This window comes from Rhodococcus sp. IEGM 1330 (assembly GCF_033142445.1).
Classification (GTDB): Bacteria; Actinomycetota; Actinomycetes; order Mycobacteriales; family Mycobacteriaceae; genus Rhodococcoides.
Genome location: NZ_JAWLSB010000008.1, coordinates 50,207 through 68,035, shown reverse-complemented (window position 1 = coordinate 68,035; position 17,829 = coordinate 50,207). Strand labels below are relative to the sequence as shown.

Sequence of the window (17,829 nt, the reverse complement as noted above, 5' to 3'; positions counted from 1 at the left end):
GACGGGGATGGCTACTCGTTGCAGCAATGCCCAGCGGGCTTCGGGGTCTCCGGAGCCAGATCCAGCATCGGATTGCCGTCGAAGAATCCCGTGGGCTTGAGGTGCAGACTCACATGACTGACCGGCATGACCGGCCAGTCCTCGGGGCGCACCACATGGTGTGCAGCGATCGTGGGCCAGATGACCAGGTCGGCGTTCTCTAGGGAACGGTCACCGCTCGTGTACTTCACCAGCCCGTCGTGTCCGGGGTTCTGGGCCACGTACTCACCGGCCGCATAGCGCTCACGTTCGGCGTACGGCGTCGCCCACAGGTGCTTGGTGGCGAACCCGCCTCGGCGTGCCTGCTGCGAACCGGGCTGTGCCAGAGGCAGAGCGACCGCGCCGGACGGTTCGATCTTGTACCCGATGTGCCCACCGAGCTTGTTCCTTTTGTCCGCGTTGGCAATCAACCAGGAGCGGGCCCTGAGTGGATCGGCGAGGCGTTGTGCCTCCGACTCGGTGGCGAGGTGCCGCTTGGTCTGACGCCACGCGTTCCCGTGCGGGTTCTCGGGGCCTGCGGGCACTGCCTCGGCTTCGAGCTCGTACAGGTTGTTGCGTGCTCCGTCCACGTTCATGTCCAGGCGAACGCTGAAGAAGTGTTGGTGATGAGGCCCGTAGAGACCGGGAGCGACGAGGGTACCGAACTCGGGGACCTGGCCCGGCTCGATGGCACCGGTGGAGATGATGCCGGTCAGTTTGATCTCGAACTCGATGGACCCGTCGAGATACAGATGCCAGTAGAAGCCGTAGTCGTAGTTGCCCACGGTGGCGAAGAACGACACCACGAGACGACGGTTGCGTCGGACCTGGCCGACGTTGTCTCTGAAGTCGGTGTGCTTCCAACCGATGCTGTAGTCCTCCTCGTGCATGCAGATCGCGTTCGGAAGTTCGATCGGCTGACCGTCCTGATCGTTGACGTACGCGTCGAAGTAGTGAATCTCCCCGAGGCAATCACAGCCCAGCTGAAGCGAATTGGCGAGAACGCCCAAACCGTACTCGCCCTCGTCGAACACGTTCTTGTTCCACTGGCTGTCACCGGGATCGCCGTAGGGCACGTACATTTCCGACAGCGAGGCCCGATGGATGACCGGGCGCAGGGTTCCGCGATCGACGTATCCGACATCGTGCAGCACCAACCCCTCACGGGGTGTGAAGCCGACGCGCAAGCGCCAATTGGCCCACTCGACGTAGTGGCCGTCCACGGTGAACGACGGACCGTCGGGTTGGGTGATGTCGATCTTCTTCATCGGTGCCCGCTGGTGCGAGAACTCCGGGACATTCCCGGGGCGTTCGTAGAATCCCGGCAGGTAGTTGCCGGGAGTCTGTGGGATGGGAACCACGCCGGTGTCTGCGACGTCGACCACCTCCATCGTGTCCATATCGACTGTCACGACGAGGTTTTCCACGGGTCGCGCGTAGCCGTTCTCCTGCGCTTCGCTTCGTACGAACGTCAGAGGCCGGGCGAGGCGTCGACCACCAGGATTGTCACCCTCCGTCGTGTGGCCGCTGGCCCACTTGTCGACCATCGCCAGCGAGAAGTCGGTGACACCACGCTTGACCATCGCTTCCTGCCACCGTAGATCGGCCTTGATGACGTCCTCGCAGCGAAGGAATTCTTCCAGCGTGATGGGTGGCTGGGCGTCGACGATCTCGGTGTAGCTGATCAGGGCGTCGTGGGTGAGCGAGACAACTGCCTCGAAAGTGGCATGGGCGTCACGATCACGCAGCACGACGAATGCTCGACGGTCCGTATTCGATTGCTGCAGAGCGGTTTTCGTCGGCTCCAGCAGCTCGATGTAGACGAAGCGTGCAGCGGAGGTCAGATTCCGCTCGCGAACGACTATCGCCGACGTCCTCGAAATCTCCTGCGGGGTCAGCGGTTCGAGGGGGTGAACTACAGCGGGCGCAAAGGTATCGGTCATCGTGGCTCCTGCAGTGGGTAGTGGAGAAGTTCTGGCGGAATGCGGCGCGTGCGAAGGAACACGACGATGGCGGCAAGGGTGAGTTCGACCACCGCGACAGTCGAGGCTGCCGACACGTCGCTGACACCGCCGACAACGACGGCCTGATGATGTCCTGTCGGACCGGAGGCATGCGCAAGCAGCATCACGGCGCTCGACGCCGCCATGACCACCCACGGACGATTGTTCGCCGACCGCCACAGATCGGCAGCACACAGCAGGCACACCACGGCCATGGCGGCGACCACAACACCGACCGCGCTACCGACGCCCATCCTCAGGTGAAGAACGGCCGAGATCACCGCGAGTGCTGCTGCACAACGGTTGATCAACACTGTCCGGGCTCCCTGTCGTCGCTGTCCGTCACGACGTTAGGGGTAAACCATTACTGGTTTTCGTAGGTCATATGAGGGATGTGTAACTCACCGACGCGATCAGACCAGCTCGATGACCTCCAACGCACCGTCGGCATGCGAGCTACGCAGTCGCTTCTTGTCGTATTTGCCCACACTCGTTTTCGGGACCTCGTCGATGAACGTCCAGCGTTCCGGCAGCTGCCAATGCGCGACGCGACTGTCGAGGAACTCCTTCAGTTCCTCGGCCGTCACCGAAGCACCCTCACGGACGACGACGGCCACCAAAGGCCGCTCGTCCCACTTCGGATCGGGCACCCCGATCACCGCGGCCTCACGAACTGCGGGATGCCCCATCACCTGGTTCTCGAGTTCCACCGACGAGATCCACTCGCCACCGGACTTGATGATGTCCTTGGAGCGATCGGTCAACCGGAGGTAGCCACCCTCGGAGATGGTGCCGACGTCACCGGTGCGCAGCCAGCCGTCGTCGAATTTGTCGTCGGCGTCGGCGCGGTAATAGCTGCCGGTGATCCACGGGCCACGCACCTCGAGTTCGCCGACGGTCGTGCCGTCCCAGGGCAACACCGTGCCTGCATCGTCGACGAGTCGTGCTCGCACCCCGGCGACGAATCTGCCCTGCGTGCAACGCAAGTCGAACTCGTCCTCCGGCGACAGCCCGGCGTCGGGCTTGCCGGAGGTGCCCAGTGGGGAGGTCTCGGTCATGCCCCACGCCTGAGAGATGTGCACCCCGTACTTCTCGTGGAACGCCCGCATCAAACTCGGTGGACACGCGGCACCGCCGACCACCACGTCGCGCAGACTCGACAGATCAGCCGGGTGCTCGTCCAGGTGAGCGAGCAGGGCCTGCCAGATGGTCGGAACGGCCGCCGCGGCTGTCGGGCGCAGCGTCGACATCATCTCCGCCAACGGAGCCGGCTGCAGAAACCTGTCGGGCATGATCAGCGACGCGCCGACCATCAACGCCGCATACGGCAGACCCCACGACATCGCATGGAACATCGGCACGATGGCCAAGACCTTGTCGGACTGCGCAATTGCCATCGCATCGGTCATGCACGCCTGCATCGAATGCAGGTAGATGGAGCGATGTGAATACACGACCCCCTTGGGGTCGCCGGTGGTGCCCGAGGTGTAACACATTGCGGCAGCTGATCGTTCGTCGAGCTCGGGCCAGTCGAACTCTTCCGGCTTGCCTGCGAGTAGGTCCTCGTAACCCAGCACCTCGATGCCATCCGGTGCCTCGACCTGCGCCGGGTCGACGCCGACGACGATGAGATGCCGCACGGTCTCGAACGTCGGCAGCAAGGGTGTCAACAAGGGGAGCAGGCTCGCGTCGGCGATGATCACCTGATCCTCGGCGTGATTGACGATGTAGGTGAGCTGCTCGGGAAAGAGTCGAATGTTCAGCGTGTGCAGCACCGCGCCCATCGCAGGAATCGCCATGTACGCCTCCATGTGCGGGGCGTTGTTCCACATGAACGTTCCGACGCGCTGATCGTCGTCGATGCCGATCGACCGCAGACCGTGCGCCAGTTGCGCTGCCCGCCTGCCCAATTCCCCGAATGTCACGGTGGTCGGACCGGTGTCCGTCCAGGTGGTGATCTCGGCCGAGGAGTGAATGGACGTCCCGAATCGAACCAGCTGGCCGATGGACAGTGGGGTGTCCTGCATGGTGCTCTTCATCGATCTCGCTCCTGAAGTCTCGGCATACACGTCGTTGTGCTGCGCGTCACACCATGCACGATACGGACTTACTCGGACGCGTGGTCTCGGGTACCTCGGATTCGAGCGTCGACCTCGCGAACCATGTCCTGATAGATCTCCGACGCGGGATCGATGACCGCGAAGTGGCCCCCGGGTCCTTCGATCGAGACGACCGAATCCGAGCCCGCCGACGCGGCGGCACAGTAGGCACGACTGATCTCGAGCAGGTTGGGATCGTCCGATACCGCGCACACCACCAGCTGCGGAACTCCGAGCGGAAGCCGCGAGATCGGTGACGATGCCTCGTACGTCTGTTGGGCATCGGCGAAGCGCGCACCGAGTGCAGTCGACACTGCACCTTCGCCGAGCCACCGCTCGTCACCGACCCGAAGATCCAGGACACCGGCCAGACCAACTGCGAGGGCTGAGACGACCGGCTTTCCAACGGAATCGGCCGCGGCTCGCAGTGCGAGTTGACCGCCCGCTGAATGGCCGAACAGAACTACCCGGGACAGATCCAGATCGCCGGGTGCGGTCTCGAGCGCCGCCAGAGCGGCTGCGACGTCGCCGGTCATCGCATCCCACCCGTGTTCGTCGGGGCGACGATATTCGACGTTCCAGGTCGCGAAGCCCCGCGCGGTCAGATCGACGGCCATCGCGTCCATCAGGTCGAATTCCCAACGCGACCGCCAATACCCACCGTGGATCAGCACCGCGACGGGATACGGGCCATCGCCCTCGGGTAACCGCTGCTCGACGCGTTGCTCGCGGTGATCTCCGTACGACAGGATCGTCCCGGGGTGGAAACGGTGGAAGAACACGCTGTCGATCGCGAACCGGAGGCCGTCGAGTCCGCGGCCCCGGATGTGTGTGCGAATGCCGTCGGACCTGTCCGCCTCGCACTGCCCGAGATCGACTCGAACGACACTGCTGTACGACGCCATGTCGATGGGGACACCACCCCCGGGAACGACGACCACCTCGTCGGAACCGGCTGCAGTGTCGACGATTCCGCCGGTCAGTCCTCGGGCCGACAGCGCCCTGGCGACCAGTTCCTGCGCCGTCGCGAGATCGGCGAACACGCCGGGAGCGGCGACGATGTCGAGGTGCATGGAGGGGGGCGTCATGGGTTCACGCTACCCAGATCGGCGTCGACCGAGCCCGAGACGGAGTGTCCGGGCTCGGTCGAAGGACGATGATCAGTTGTCGACGGCCTCGTTCAGTTCGCGCAGACGGGGGAGTGCGCGGTTGGTGAGCAGGTCCTCGCGGGTCTCGGCGGAGACGGCCATGCTGTCCTTCCACAGTGAGCGGCCTGCCATCGCGCCGCGCGCGCCGTTGGCCACCGCGATGCGTACCTGCTCGATGAACGTCTCGTGGTCGACGCCTGCCGACAGCACCGCCCACGGAACACCCTGTGCCGCTTCGGTAACGGCGGCACATGCCTCGGCGGAACCGGGGTAGGGGAGCTTGAGTACCTTGGCACCGCATTCGACCGAGATGCGGGTGGAGTCGGCGATGATCTTGCCGAAGCCGGCCTTGTAGTCCTCGTCCGATTCGCCCTCGAGCTTGTAGGTCAGGATTTCGACGATGAGCAGCAGGCCCTCGGCGGAGCATGCTTTGACGAGGTCGCGGATCTCCTCGGCGACACGGGAATCGACGCCTTGCCGTTCGGGGCGCATGTAGAACAGCATCTTGGCGACATCGCCGCCGAGGTCGCGTACGACGCGCGGGGTGACGCCGTCGACGTACCGGGTGTACCGCAAGCCGTCGGTCTCTTCGAAGCCCGAGGCATCCATGCCGACGACGAGTGCAGTGTTGCGCGAGAGCACACCCTCGTCGACGATCTTCGGCAGTGCGACCTCGGGATCGAGCAGGATCGCCGGGGCGTAATTGCCGAGGTAGCGAACCAGATCGGCTTTGGCGTCGGCGAGCTGCTCGAACGTGACCGAACCGGGTCCGTCGGGGGCGTCCGTCATGACCGCCTTCATGCCGTTGCGCTGATCTCCTGCGACGATGAGCATGTTGCCGTCGGCGGTGGAGATGGCGGCCATTCCGCGACGTTCGAGGGTGGTGAGTTCGTTCATTGTCTTCTCCTGGTGATGGGTTGGGGCTGCGAGCAAGTGAGACAACGTTGTCTCACCGCAGAAATGTGGGCTCAGATTTCTATGAGCGTCAGTAGTCGCGCAGCGAACAGTGCTGCGCCGTAGGCGGTGTCCTGGGCGCGAGTCGAGACCGAGACATCGGGAAGTACCTGCGCGCGGGCATCCCGAACGCTGGCCATACCCGCCCAGCCGCCGGTGAGCAGCGTGGTCCGGGCGGGAGCAACCTCGGCGTCCAGGGCGGCGATGAGGCGAGCGATCTCGTCGTTGCCGTGCAACAGAATCGAACGGAACAACTCCGCCGCGTTCACCCCATCCGTGCGCACGGTGATGGCCAGCACGCCGTCGTCGTTACGGGCCCCGGCGATCTCTATCCCGCCGTCGGTGGACGGTCCGCCAGCAGGCAACGCGCACACTCGCTGATCGAGCAGGTCACGCCCGGCACGGTCGGTGATGTCGCACAACTGCAACGCCCGTCGCATCAACAGTCCGGTCTTGACCCCGGCAACGAGTACGTGTTGGCCCGGAACGACATGGCGCACCGAATTGATCAGATGATCGGCCAGACGGCTTCGCGCCGCGGGCGTCAGGGGGGCATCGAGTACGCGAAGAAGAACCTCGGCGGTCCCCATCGACACGTGGTAGCGATCGTGGGGAATGTCGCCACCCGATACGGCGGAGACGAGGTGGTCGTGACCGGCCACTGTCAGCCGTGCCCCCGCGATGGCGTCGGGAAGTGAGGGTCCCTTTGCGGTTCCGAGATCGGTGCCCGCGTCGACGAGGGGCGGGATGAAATCGGCTCCGACGCCCAAGTGCGCCAACATCTCTGTCCACGGCTCGCCGGTGTCCTGATCGAGCAGCCCGGTCCGGGAACTCAACGAGTAGTCGGCCACCGCGCGGCCGCCGAGGGACAACACGACAAACTCGGGGAGATTGAACCATCGCAGTCCGGCCAGATTCAGGCCGTTGTCGCGGAGGTGGGCGATCTTGACCACGGACACCTGAACACCGACGGGAAGGCCTGTCCTGCCGGCGAACCGGTCACGAAGGTCCTGGGGCAGCGCGTCGACCTGCTGCTGCCCTCGGGGATCGAACCACGCGAATGCCGGTGCGCGGACAACGTTGTCTTCATCGAGAAGGAAGCCCGTCTCACCCATTCCGGACACTGCGATCGCATCGATGCGCGCCGCGGAATCACCGGTCACCTCGGGCAGTCGACTCGCGACGGCGTCGAGCAGATTTCCGATGGTGGCCAACAGATCCTCGGCCGACAGGTCAGTGGTTCCGCCCGGGCCGTGACGCCACGGGGTGGGACTCTGCTCGATCGTCAATTCGGTTCCGGCCTCGTCGATCACGAGCACCTTGATGCCGGTGCTACCGAGGTCGAGTCCCGCAACGAGTCTGGGATTCACGGGGATGTTCTCATTTCTGTGCAGGTAAGGGGAGTGCATGCGAGAGTCGTTCCACCAGGGTGGTCGGCGCAATCTGTTGCTCAGGTTCGAGATACGGGTCGTCGAACCGCTGCACCAGGCGATCGAAGGCCAAAGTGCCGATCCGGTACGGATCCTGATCGATGCACGTCACCGACGGGCTGACGGCGTCGGCGAGCGAGAAATTGCCGAACGAGACCATGGCCACGTCGGTGCGATCGATCTCGTGCAGAACCGAGACCACGGCGGTCGCATGCCGTGCGTTGGCGACGAAGAAGGCGGTCGGCGGATTGCTCAGTGCCAGTAACTTCTTGACCACCGGCCGCACTGAATCCGCAGCATGCGAGACCGAGGGAGCAAGAGCTAGGTCCGGTGTCTGACCGAGGTCGGTCAGCACGTCGAGGTACGCCTCGCGGCGGAGCTGAGCGGTCTGCAGTCGATCGTCGAAGCCGAGCAACGCAATTCGGGTGTGCCCGCTCGCAACCAATTTCTCGACGGCTTGCTTGGCGGCACCATAATCGTCGACGATGACCGAATCGAATCCCGGGATGGAACGGTCGATGGTCACCGTGGGCAACGTTCGACGCCGAGGCACGAGGAAATCGCTGTGATCGCCGACAGGCGCGAGAATGATTCCCCGCACGTGCTGGCCGGCCAGCAGCGCCAACTGGTCACGTTCGCGCTGGGCGTCGAAACCGGTGCTGCCGACAATCACGGCGAGTCCGTGTTCGAGGGCTCGATCCTCGACGGCGCTGACCAGGGATGCGAAGAAGACATCGTCGATGGAGTCGACAACGATGCCGATGGTGTTTCCCGATCCCGATTTCAGCGAACGCGCAGCCGAATTGGGGACGTAGTTGAGCGTCTGCACTGCGGCCTCGACGCGTTCGCGCAGCTCGGGCAAGACCGTGTCCACGCCGTTGACGACACGGGAGACGGTCTTGAAGCTGACGCCGGCCAATGCGGCGACGTCTTTGATGCTTGCGCGCTCGGTCACGTGAACTCTCGATCGGAGGAGTGTGCTCGCGGTACCAAGAGTGCGAGACAACGTTGTCTTGTATGATTCACGTTATGCCTCATGTCTGTCAAGACGTTTCCGTGATCGATCGGGATCAACTGCCGGTTGTGGTCGTCGCGGGTGCTGCAGGAAGTGGAAAGACGACTCTCGGTAGAGAGCTGGCGAGACGGTTCGGTACGGCTCTGCTCGACTTGGATACGCTCACCAATCCGCTTCTCGATCAACTGGACTCGTTGCTGGACGGTCCACACTGGAACAGCGCGGGACCGCACTCGGAGCTGATCCGAGCCGGCCGATACGCCGTCCTGCTCGCTGCTGCGCGGGACCTCGTGGAGATCGGTCAGCGCCCCTTCCTGGTCGCGCCATTCACCCGCGAACTGACCGCGGGCACGGAGTGGGAACGACTGGTCTCGCACGTGACCCCCGCCGCAACGATGGTCGTGCACGTCGACGGGTCGCCGGAGCTGTTGGCGCGCAGGCGCGCTGCGCGTGGGGCGGCGCGTGATGCCCATCGGCCGGTGGACGCGCCGGCGGTCAAGCCGCTCGTTCCCCATCTGCGGGTCGATGCCGAACTGTCGACCGAGCAGCAGGTCGATCTGGTCGTGCACGCGCTCAAGGATCAGTCGCAGCGGTGATCGCTTCCGGGCGTGCAGGATTGGCGTTCGATCAGCTCGACCCCGAGTATGTTGCGCCGTTTGAATCGCTTACCGGGATTCTCGATTCGGCCCAGTAGTCGCTCGATGGCCAATCGGCCGAGCCGAGCAGGATTCTGGTCGATCACGGTCACCGGGGGCATCACTGCATCGGCCAGTGGAAAGTCGCCGAATCCGACGAACGCCAGATGCAGCAATTTCATCTGCTGCAGAACGGGCACACATGCCATCGCCACGCGTGCATTGGAGAGAAACAGCGCAGTCGGTGGATCGTCGAGCGCGGTCAGTGCGGTCAGGGCGCTGCGTGCATCGTCACGGCCCATGACGCCGAGCGCAACGAGAGAATCGTCGAACTCGACTCCTTCGGCCTGCAACGCCTCTCGATACCCCTCGAGCCGATTCCGGCTGGTAGGAATATTGGCACTGTCGCCGATGACCGCGATGCGAGTGTGGCCCAGCCGAAGCAGATGATCGGTGGCCAACACCGCCCCACCGTGATCGTCGTCGACGAAGCTGTCGGCCTTGAGGCCGTCGGGTCCGCGATCGACGAAGACCGTCGGTGTCTTGTCGATCCAGCGCTCCAGATAGCCGTGATCGGAACCCGTCGGCGCAATGATCAAGCCGCTCAACTGTCTACGCAGCAGCGACTCCACCAGAGCTTGTTCCTGATCGCCGTCGTGACCGAGGCTGGTGACCAGAACGGCCATGTCGTCCTGTCGCGCTCGTTCCTCCACCGCGCGTGCGATGGAGGAGAAGAATGGATCGTCGATATCGGGTACGGCGACTCCGATGGCTGCCGCCTGACCGTTGCGGAACGACGTGGCCATCGTATTGGGCACGTAGTTCAGCGAATTCAAGGCCTCGGTGACGCGGGCACGGGTATCTGGGTCGACGTGAGGGTCGTTGTTGTACACCCGTGAGACGGTCTTGGCGCTGACTCTGGCCAGTGCCGCGACATCCTGCATGGTGGTCATGATCTACCCCCGTCTGCTCGTCGTCCGCTCGTCATCGACTGGTGTAGCCGCCGTCCACCGGCAACGACACCCCGGTCACCATGGAAGCATCATCGCTCAACAGGAAGGCAATCGGCGCGGCAATCTCGTCCTCGGTGGCCCAGCGACCCAACGGCATCTGTGCCAGGAACGGCTCTTCGATCTCCGGGCGGCCCCAGTAGAACGCGGACATCTCCGTCATCACAACGGTCGGATTGACTCCGTTGACCCGGATTCCGTGGCGACCGAGTTCGAGGGCCGAAACCCGAGTGATGTTGTCCAGAGCGGCTTTGGAGGAACCGTAGGAGATGTGGCCCGTCAGAGCGACGAGACTGGCCTGGCTCGAGACGTTCACGATGGCCCCGGCACCGGCCGCGATCATCGCGGGGACGGTGTACTTGATGACGAGCAGAGCGCCGCGCGCGTTGATGGCGATGACCTTGTCGAAGATGGAGATGTCGGTGTCCTGTGGCGTCGCGATTTCGCCGCCGAAGCCGGCGCAGTTCACCACTCCATAGAGCTCCAAGCCCTCGACGGCGTCGCGCACACTGTCCTCGGAGGTCAGGTCGAACGCAAGGGGCTGTGCGCCGGTCTCGTCGGCCAGCTTGTTCAGTGCATCCACCGACTGGCCGGCTGCGATCACGTCGGCACCGTCGGCCACCAACCGCCGCACGGTCGCCGACCCGATGCCTCCGCTGGCACCCGTCACCAAAATTTTCCGGCCGTCGAACTTCGCCATGGGGTCTACCTTCGCTGTCTCCGAGTGGTCATGTCATCGATGTCATCGGCTCTGCGGAGCGCTCATATGTCATCGGTGTCATGGACGGTACCTCAGCCCGGTTGAGTCAGTGCCGAAAACGGCGAGATTGCGTATTCACGCTGTTCAGAGACGGAACCCTCCGGTCCGATATCGGCCTCTCGCAGGGGCGGCACGAAGAGTGCCGCTGGTGTCCATGTCACCGGTGACATGAATTTTCGCGAAACGCGTGACAAATGTGAGTTGTGTGGGTCACACTCGTTAACACAGCGAGCCCCGTAGGGAGCTCGACCTGCCTCGCAGATCACGATCACCGACCGTGCTGCACGGGCACCGGTGGGGGTATCCATCCCGCATCCGACGGTTTTCGATTCGACCAAGGAGTATCCATGGCCAGCGTTGCACCTGTTGCGACACCGATCCTCGAGGCGAGGGGATTGTCGAGGAGCTTCGGAAACGTGCGCGCCCTCGACGACGCCGATTTCGACATCTACCCCGGCGAGGTCGTCGCCCTCATCGGCGACAACGGTGCCGGCAAGTCGACGTTGGTCAAGGCGCTCTCGGGCAGTCTCGCGGTCGACACCGGCGAGATTCTGTTCGACGGCACCGCGGTCGATCTCGACAGTCCCACCGTGGCAGCCGAACTCGGCATCGAGACGGTGTTCCAGGATCTTGCTCTCGCGCCGCACCTGAACGCGCAGCAGAACATGTTTCTCGGACGCGAACTGCCGGCGAAGGGGCTGCTCGGCCATCTCGGCTTTCTCGACGTCTCCACAATGCGCACGCAGTCGCAGGACGCGTTGAACGAACTCGGAGCCACCGTGCGTAGCCTCACCGTTCCCGTCGGAGCCATGTCGGGTGGCCAGCAGCAGGCCATTGCGATCGCTCGCGCGGTCGCCTGGGCCAAAGGCGTTGTCTTCCTGGACGAACCGACCGCGGCTCTCGGCGTGGTTCAGACCCGAAACGTGCTCGACACCATTCGCCGCGTGGCGGACAGGGGAGTGGCCGTGGTGTTCATCAGTCACTCGATGCCACACGTGATCGAGGTCGCCGACCGCGTTCAGGTACTGCGCATGGGCAAACGTGTCGCCACCCTCGACGCCAAGAACACGACCATGGAAGAACTCGTCGGCGCGATGACCGGCGCAACCACCGGAGCCACACGATGACCAACCAGACCATCAGCCCATCCCTCGAGCCGATGCCGCCCGGCGACAAACCGTCTCGCCACTCCTTCGATCTCGTCGAAGCGCTCGGTAAGTTGGCCCGGGTTCAGGTGTTCCAGATCGTGCTCGTATTGGCTGCGATCTGCCTGGTGTTCTCGATCATGGCTCCCGGCAGCTTCCCCGAGTGGGGCAACATCCGCCAGATCATCCAGAACGTATCCATCCTGGCCGTTCTCGGGATCGGCATGACGTTCGTCATCGTCACCAGTGGCATCGATCTGTCGGTCGGGTCCGTTCTCGTCTTCTCCGGCGTCGTCTCGGCCAAGACCATGGCCGCGATCGGCGGTGACGGATGGGGAGTTGCCGCCGTCGGAATCGTGGTGGCACTGGGGTGTGGCCTGTGCTGGGGATTGCTCAACGGTTTCCTGATCGGTAAGGCCAACGTGCCTCCGCTGATCGTGACTCTCGGGACCCTGGGCGGAGCTCTCGGGCTCTCGCAGGTCATCACCGGGGGCGTCGACATCCGCGACGTACCACCGGTGCTGGTCGATACCATCGGCTACGGAAACTTCCCGGCCACCACCATCCCCCTGATTTCGAGCATCGCGTTGGTTCTCGTGGTGATCTTCGGAATCGTGCTGCATCGCACCAAGTTCGGCCTCTATACCTTTGCCGTCGGCTCCAAGGAGCAGTCTGCTCGACGCGTCGGCATCAAGGTGGACATGCACCTGGTCAAGGTCTACGCACTCTCCGGAACTCTCGCCGGGCTTGCGGGCATTCTGTCTCTGTCCCAGTACGGCACCACCGCCATCGCCGGTCAGTCGCAGACCAACCTCAATGTCATTGCGGCAGTGGTCATCGGCGGAACGAGCCTCTTCGGCGGCATCGGAACCATGTTCGGCACCGTCGTCGGCCTGTTCATCCCTGCCGTGCTGCAGAACGGTTTCGTCATCGTCGGAGTCCAGCCGTTCTGGCAGCAGGTGGCCGTCGGTGCTGTCCTCATCGCAGCGGTCTACTTCGATCAGCGTCGACGCGACGCAGCGAGTCGAGGTCAATCACCCAGCTCCCTGAAGAAACTCTGGTCCCGAAGTCCCTAGCTCCTGCAAGCCTCGAAACTCCCTCTATCGCAACCCCTTTACAAGAAAGTCGACCATGATAACATCACGCACCGCCGTCGTTGCACTGAGTGTCGCTTCGGTCTCCGCCATGTTCCTGGCGGGTTGTTCGTCCGACTCCGAAAGCGGTGGCGGCAGCGGCAACATCGCCTTCATCCAGGGCGTCAGTGGCGACGAGTTCTACATCAGCATGCAGTGCGGAATCGAAGCTGCGGCGAAGGATGCAGGCGTCACCGTCGACACCCAGGGTCCGGTCAAGTTCGATCCCACCCTGCAGAAGCCGATCGTGGATTCGGTTGTCGCATCGCGGCCGTCGGCGATCCTCATCGCGCCCACCGACGTGGCCGCCATGCAGGCACCCCTGGCAGCAGCCTCCAAAGCGGGTATCAAGGTCGTCCTCGTCGACACCACCCTGGAAGACCCGTCCATCGCGGTCTCCTCCATCTCGTCCGACAACAAGGGCGGTGGGGCAGAAGCGTTCAACGCGATCGAGCGGCTCAGCCCGGCCGGCGGCAAGGTGCTCGTCATCTCCACCGATCCCGGTGTATCCACTGCCGACGCCCGAGTGGAGGGCTTCGAGGAAGCCGTCGGTGCCAACCCTGCCTTCGACTACCTCGGCGTGCAGTACAGCCACAACGACCCGGCCGAAGCTGCTCGTCTGGTCTCGGCCGCCCTGGCCAAGGACCCCGACATCACCGGCATCTTCGCCGCGAACACGTTCGCAGCCGAGGGCACCGCGACCGGAGTTCGGCAGGCGGGCAAGCAGGATCAGGTCAAGATCATCGGCTTCGACGCAGGCCCCGCACAGGTGAAGCAGCTTCGTGAGGGAACAGTGCAGGCTCTGATCGCGCAGCAGCCCGACACCATCGGCACCGACGGCGTCGCGCAGGCCATGGCCGCCATCAACGACCAGCCGGTCACCGCCGAGATCTCGACCGGCTTCCATGTCATCACCGCCGAGAACATCGACGGCGACGGTGCGCAGTACGTCTACAAGTCGTCCTGCTGACCTGTAGCCCCTCGAACTGCGGTGGTGCTCCTGGTGGCAGAACGTGCCCGGGAGCGCCACCGCTCACCAATCCGATCCATCCGATCCGAGGAACCAGTCATGACCGAGCTTCGCCGCGCGACGTTGGAACACCTGCCCGCGACCGTCGCGAAGCCGGACTACAACTTGGACGAACTGCACTGCGGTGTAGTGCACTTCGGCGTCGGCGCATTTCATCGTGCACATCAGGCGGTGTACTTCGATCGGCTGCTCGCAGCCGGACACCTCGACTGGGCACTGTGCGGAGTGGGAGTATTGCCGGGAGACAGGAAGATCGGGGATGTCCTCGACTCGCAGGACCACCTCTACACCCTGGTCACGGTGGATCCGGATGGTCGACGCGATGCGAGGGTCATCGGTTCGGTCGCGGATTTCGTCTTCGCGCCCGACGATCCGCAGGGCGTACTCGATGTGCTCAGCTCACCCGCCACGATGATCGTGTCACTGACGATCACCGAGGCGGGCTACGGCGTCGACGACGTCACCGGTGCATTCGAGCCAACCGATCGTGCGGTGCTCGACGACCTCGGGGACCTCTCGGTACCGTCGAGTGTCTTCGGCTTCCTGACCGTTGCGCTCGCCACCCGCAGGTACCACGGAATTCCGCCGTTCACCGTGATGTCGTGCGACAACATCGTCCACAATGGTTCGGTGACCCGAACGGCATTGACCTCCTTCGCCCGTCGGCACGACGCGGACCTGGCGGACTGGATCGACGCAACGGTGGCGTTTCCCAACTCGATGGTCGACCGCATCACTCCTGCTACGACGACCGCCGTGATCGACGACGTGCGCAGCGACTTCGGAATCGACGATGGCTGGCCGGTGCGGTCTGAATCGTTTTCGCAGTGGGTGGTCGAAGACACCTTCTCGTTCGGGCGACCGCCCTTCGGCGAGGTCGGAGTGCAGCTCGTCGCCGACGTCGCGCCGTACGAACACATGAAGCTGCGCCTGCTCAACGGATCTCATCAGGCCATGAGCTACCTCGGCATCCTCGCCGGATACACCCATGTGCACGAGGTGATGGCCAGCACCGACCTGTACGAGTTCGTCGCGTCGTACATGCGAGCCGAGGCTGCCCCGACGCTCGCCCCGGTCGATGGAATCTACATCGACACCTACATCGAGCAACTACTGCAACGCTTTTCGAGCCTCGCCGTGCGCGACACGCTCGAACGTCAGATCGTCGACGCATCCGCCCGTATCCCGAAGTTCGTGCTGCCGGTGATCCGCGACCGGCTCGCACAGGACCGGTCGGTCGACCACGGAGCGCTGGTGCTCGCCGCGTGGTGCGGAGTCCACGAGCGTGGGGACATTCCGATGATCGACGCGCATGCCGAACACCTGCAGCGATTGTCGTGGGAGGACCACGACAACCCCGGCGCTTTCCTGGCGAATCCTGCTGTGTTCGGCGATCTGTCGACAAGTCCGCGGCTACGCGGGGCGTACCAACGTGCCAAGCGCTCGCTTCAGGACGGCGGCGCGCGCGGAGCAGTGCGGCGTGTGCTGGAACAGTCGGTCGGGGTGGGTCAGCCCTTGTAGTAGACCACCTGATGGCTCGTGGCCAGCAACGTCCCACCTTCGGTCCACAGTTCCGCTGTCTGATCGAAATAGCCCTGATGGAACCGGCGTGCGCGTGCGGTGCCGAGGACGTACCCGTCGGAGTGCTGCTCGAGATCTCCGGGCGTGGCGAAGTAGTGGGTCGTCAGCGAGATGGTGCCGGCCGGCACGTAGCGACCGAGGCGCTGAAAGATCCTGGGGTAGAACACATCGCTGAGCGAGGTCAGCGCCGCGAAGTCCAATGGGCGCAGCGGAGTGTCGCGGATCCAGAGGGTCTCGGTCGAGTCCGGTGATTCCTGGTCGTTCAGAGCGCCTGCAACGAAACGCATCTCGTAGTTCTGCGCCCAGGCGATCGCGTCGGGAAAGGTGCCTCGGGGCGTGTCAGCGGGGGAGGGGACGGCCGGTGCCACCGCCTCGGTATTGTCCCACGTCTCGCGCCTCGTCCCGAACACCGCTGTAGCCGTGGTCGCGACGGCACCGTCCTGGATCAGCTCGAGGTACCAGTGCTGATTGCTTCGATTGGTTCGCACGGCGCGCGCAGAGATCTCGAATTCACCCTCGGCCACCGGACCGGCGAAGTTGACCGTCAGCGATACCGGCGACCCGAGGCATTCCGGATGCCGCTCGATGGCCCGGATGAACGTCGCGGCAGTGATGCCACCGAACGGGCCGACCATGTTGTTGTACGGCGCGGAGGTGTGCCCGGCGAAGGTGCCGGCGCCGACGGTCTCGAGGGCAACTGCTGTGTCGAACGGATGCATTGTTCTCCCGTAGGTCTCGATCGGCGTTCGTGCCGATTCAAACTATCCGGCCCGCTCGGGTGGTACACCGGGCGGCTCCCTCAAGGAATGATTCGCTGGTGGCGCAACTCGGCGACAATCTCGGCGAACATCGCCTCGGTGTCGACGAAACGGTGAAAACCCAGTCGGCGCGCCTTGGAACCGTCCGCAATGACGTCGTAGTCCCACGCGAACACGAAATCCCCGAAGGCCCAGGACGATACGTCGGAGTAGGGGATCTTCTGCAGCCCGTTCTCGGCGACGATCGAATCCCACAGCCGTTCCTTGTCTGCCATGACATCGGCCAAGGACATCGGTAGGGGAGTTGCGGTGTCGAGGTCGAAAAGTCCCGCGATGCGCGGCCACATCTCGCTCCAGCGAAACAGATCGCCGTTGGTGATGTTGAACGCCTGGTTGGCGCAGCTCGGCGTGGTGGCCGCCCATACCGTCGCCTCGGCGAGCAACGATGCATCTGTCATCTCGAGCAGCGCGCCGAAGGCGCCGGGCTTGCCCGGAAACCGCATGGGGACGCCCAGTTTCTTGCACATGGTGGCGTACACGGCGATGACGGTGGCCAGATTCATCGGGTTCCCCAGCGCGACACCGCACACCACCGACGGCCGGATCGCCGACCACGACCACCGCTTACCGAGTTGGCGCGTCTCGAGAAACTGCTGCTGATCGACGTTGAACTCGGGCGGCATGTGGGGCGGATCGGATTCTCGCGCCGGGGTTTTGAAGGGACCCAGGTGCGCGCCGTACACCTTGTAGCCCTGCATCAGGCTCACGTGCTCGAGGTCCGGTGAACGGTCCTCGATGGCCATGACCACGTTGACGAGCATCGCGAGATTGGGGGCGACGAGTTCGGCCCAGCTCGGTCTCTCCTGGTAAGCGGCGTAGAAGATGTGCGTGACGTCGGTCAGCTCGGCCAGTCGACGGTGGGTCTCGTCGGCGTCGAGCAGATCCACCGCGATGTGCCGGACGCGTCCGGCGTCGGTACCGCCGCGGCGTGAGAGCCCGACGATGTCCCAATCGCCTGTTCGCTGGAGGTGATCGACCAGGTTGCCGCCGATCACTCCGTTGGCTCCCACTACTACTGCTACTCGTGACATGACCTACTCCTATCTGGAT

At 64.0% G+C, this 17,829-nt stretch carries 16 protein-coding genes; 5 read left to right on the top strand and 11 right to left on the bottom strand.

Features of this window, described 5'->3' with window-relative positions; translation table 11 throughout:
• Positions 1-11: 11 nt before the first annotated feature.
• The 7 genes from R4P57_RS18645 to R4P57_RS18615 all read right to left on the bottom strand — a co-directional run bounded on the left by R4P57_RS18645 (position 12) and on the right by R4P57_RS18615 (position 8,607).
• Positions 12-1,961 carry a primary-amine oxidase gene (locus R4P57_RS18645; RefSeq protein ID WP_317804312.1) on the bottom strand — a complete coding sequence of 650 codons (1,950 nt, stop codon included), beginning with the start codon at positions 1,959-1,961 and terminating at the stop codon, positions 12-14.
• On the bottom strand, positions 1,958-2,335 hold the full coding sequence (locus tag R4P57_RS18640; protein WP_317804311.1) for a hypothetical protein: 378 nt from the start codon (positions 2,333-2,335) through the stop codon (positions 1,958-1,960). Before R4P57_RS18640 ends, R4P57_RS18645 begins: the two co-directional genes overlap by 4 nt.
• Before the next feature lie 99 nt (positions 2,336-2,434).
• Positions 2,435-4,060, bottom strand: coding sequence for a long-chain fatty acid--CoA ligase (locus R4P57_RS18635; RefSeq protein ID WP_317804310.1), 1,626 nt, complete (start codon positions 4,058-4,060; stop codon positions 2,435-2,437).
• A 68-nt stretch (positions 4,061-4,128) separates the two neighbouring features.
• Positions 4,129-5,208, bottom strand: coding sequence for an alpha/beta hydrolase (locus tag R4P57_RS18630; protein ID WP_317804309.1), 1,080 nt, complete (start codon positions 5,206-5,208; stop codon positions 4,129-4,131).
• A 72-nt stretch (positions 5,209-5,280) separates the two neighbouring features.
• Positions 5,281-6,165, bottom strand: coding sequence for a hypothetical protein (locus tag R4P57_RS18625; protein WP_317804308.1), 885 nt, complete (start codon positions 6,163-6,165; stop codon positions 5,281-5,283).
• Between the two features lie 71 nt (positions 6,166-6,236).
• Complete coding sequence (locus R4P57_RS18620; protein ID WP_317804307.1) at positions 6,237-7,592, bottom strand: FGGY-family carbohydrate kinase; 1,356 nt, start codon at positions 7,590-7,592, stop codon at positions 6,237-6,239.
• 10 nt (positions 7,593-7,602) lie between these two features.
• Positions 7,603-8,607 (bottom strand): LacI family DNA-binding transcriptional regulator, encoded by a 1,005-nt coding sequence (locus R4P57_RS18615; RefSeq protein ID WP_317804306.1) that lies wholly within the window; start codon positions 8,605-8,607, stop codon positions 7,603-7,605.
• A 101-nt stretch (positions 8,608-8,708) separates the two neighbouring features.
• Between R4P57_RS18615 and R4P57_RS18610 the strand changes: the two genes are divergently transcribed.
• Complete coding sequence (locus R4P57_RS18610) at positions 8,709-9,263, top strand: AAA family ATPase (protein WP_317804305.1); 555 nt, start codon at positions 8,709-8,711, stop codon at positions 9,261-9,263.
• Here R4P57_RS18610 and R4P57_RS18605 read toward each other — a convergent pair.
• Both R4P57_RS18605 and R4P57_RS18600 read right to left on the bottom strand, forming a co-directional pair.
• Positions 9,248-10,255: a LacI family DNA-binding transcriptional regulator gene (locus R4P57_RS18605; RefSeq protein ID WP_317804304.1), complete on the bottom strand. Its 1,008-nt coding sequence runs from the start codon at positions 10,253-10,255 to the stop codon at positions 9,248-9,250. The genes R4P57_RS18610 and R4P57_RS18605 overlap by 16 nt on opposite strands.
• Positions 10,256-10,286: 31 nt before the next feature.
• Positions 10,287-11,012: an SDR family oxidoreductase gene (locus R4P57_RS18600; RefSeq protein WP_317804303.1), complete on the bottom strand. Its 726-nt coding sequence runs from the start codon at positions 11,010-11,012 to the stop codon at positions 10,287-10,289.
• A 407-nt stretch (positions 11,013-11,419) separates the two neighbouring features.
• Here R4P57_RS18600 and R4P57_RS18595 point away from each other — a divergent pair, with 407 nt between their 5' ends.
• The 4 genes from R4P57_RS18595 to R4P57_RS18580 all read left to right on the top strand — a co-directional run bounded on the left by R4P57_RS18595 (position 11,420) and on the right by R4P57_RS18580 (position 15,901).
• Positions 11,420-12,199 (top strand): ATP-binding cassette domain-containing protein, encoded by a 780-nt coding sequence (locus tag R4P57_RS18595; protein WP_317804302.1) that lies wholly within the window; start codon positions 11,420-11,422, stop codon positions 12,197-12,199.
• Positions 12,196-13,293 (top strand): ABC transporter permease, encoded by a 1,098-nt coding sequence (locus tag R4P57_RS18590; protein WP_080730678.1) that lies wholly within the window; start codon positions 12,196-12,198, stop codon positions 13,291-13,293. The genes R4P57_RS18595 and R4P57_RS18590 overlap by 4 nt, the downstream gene beginning before the upstream one ends.
• 55 nt (positions 13,294-13,348) lie before the next feature.
• The gene (locus R4P57_RS18585) at positions 13,349-14,320 is read left to right on the top strand and encodes an ABC transporter substrate-binding protein (protein ID WP_317804300.1); all 972 of its coding nucleotides are present in this window, start codon (positions 13,349-13,351) and stop codon (positions 14,318-14,320) included.
• A gap of 99 nt (positions 14,321-14,419) precedes the next feature.
• Complete coding sequence (locus R4P57_RS18580; protein ID WP_317804299.1) at positions 14,420-15,901, top strand: mannitol dehydrogenase family protein; 1,482 nt, start codon at positions 14,420-14,422, stop codon at positions 15,899-15,901.
• On the opposite strand, the gene R4P57_RS18575 is transcribed toward R4P57_RS18580, so the two are convergent.
• Together R4P57_RS18575 and R4P57_RS18570 are read right to left on the bottom strand one after the other, a co-directional pair.
• On the bottom strand, positions 15,889-16,680 hold the full coding sequence (locus R4P57_RS18575; protein WP_317804298.1) for a thioesterase family protein: 792 nt from the start codon (positions 16,678-16,680) through the stop codon (positions 15,889-15,891). The two genes, R4P57_RS18580 and R4P57_RS18575, sit on opposite strands and share 13 nt — an antisense overlap.
• An 80-nt stretch (positions 16,681-16,760) precedes the next feature.
• A complete protein-coding gene (locus R4P57_RS18570; protein ID WP_317804297.1) occupies positions 16,761-17,810 on the bottom strand; it encodes an SDR family oxidoreductase in 1,050 nt (349 codons plus the stop codon).
• Between the last annotated feature and the right edge of the window lie 19 nt (positions 17,811-17,829).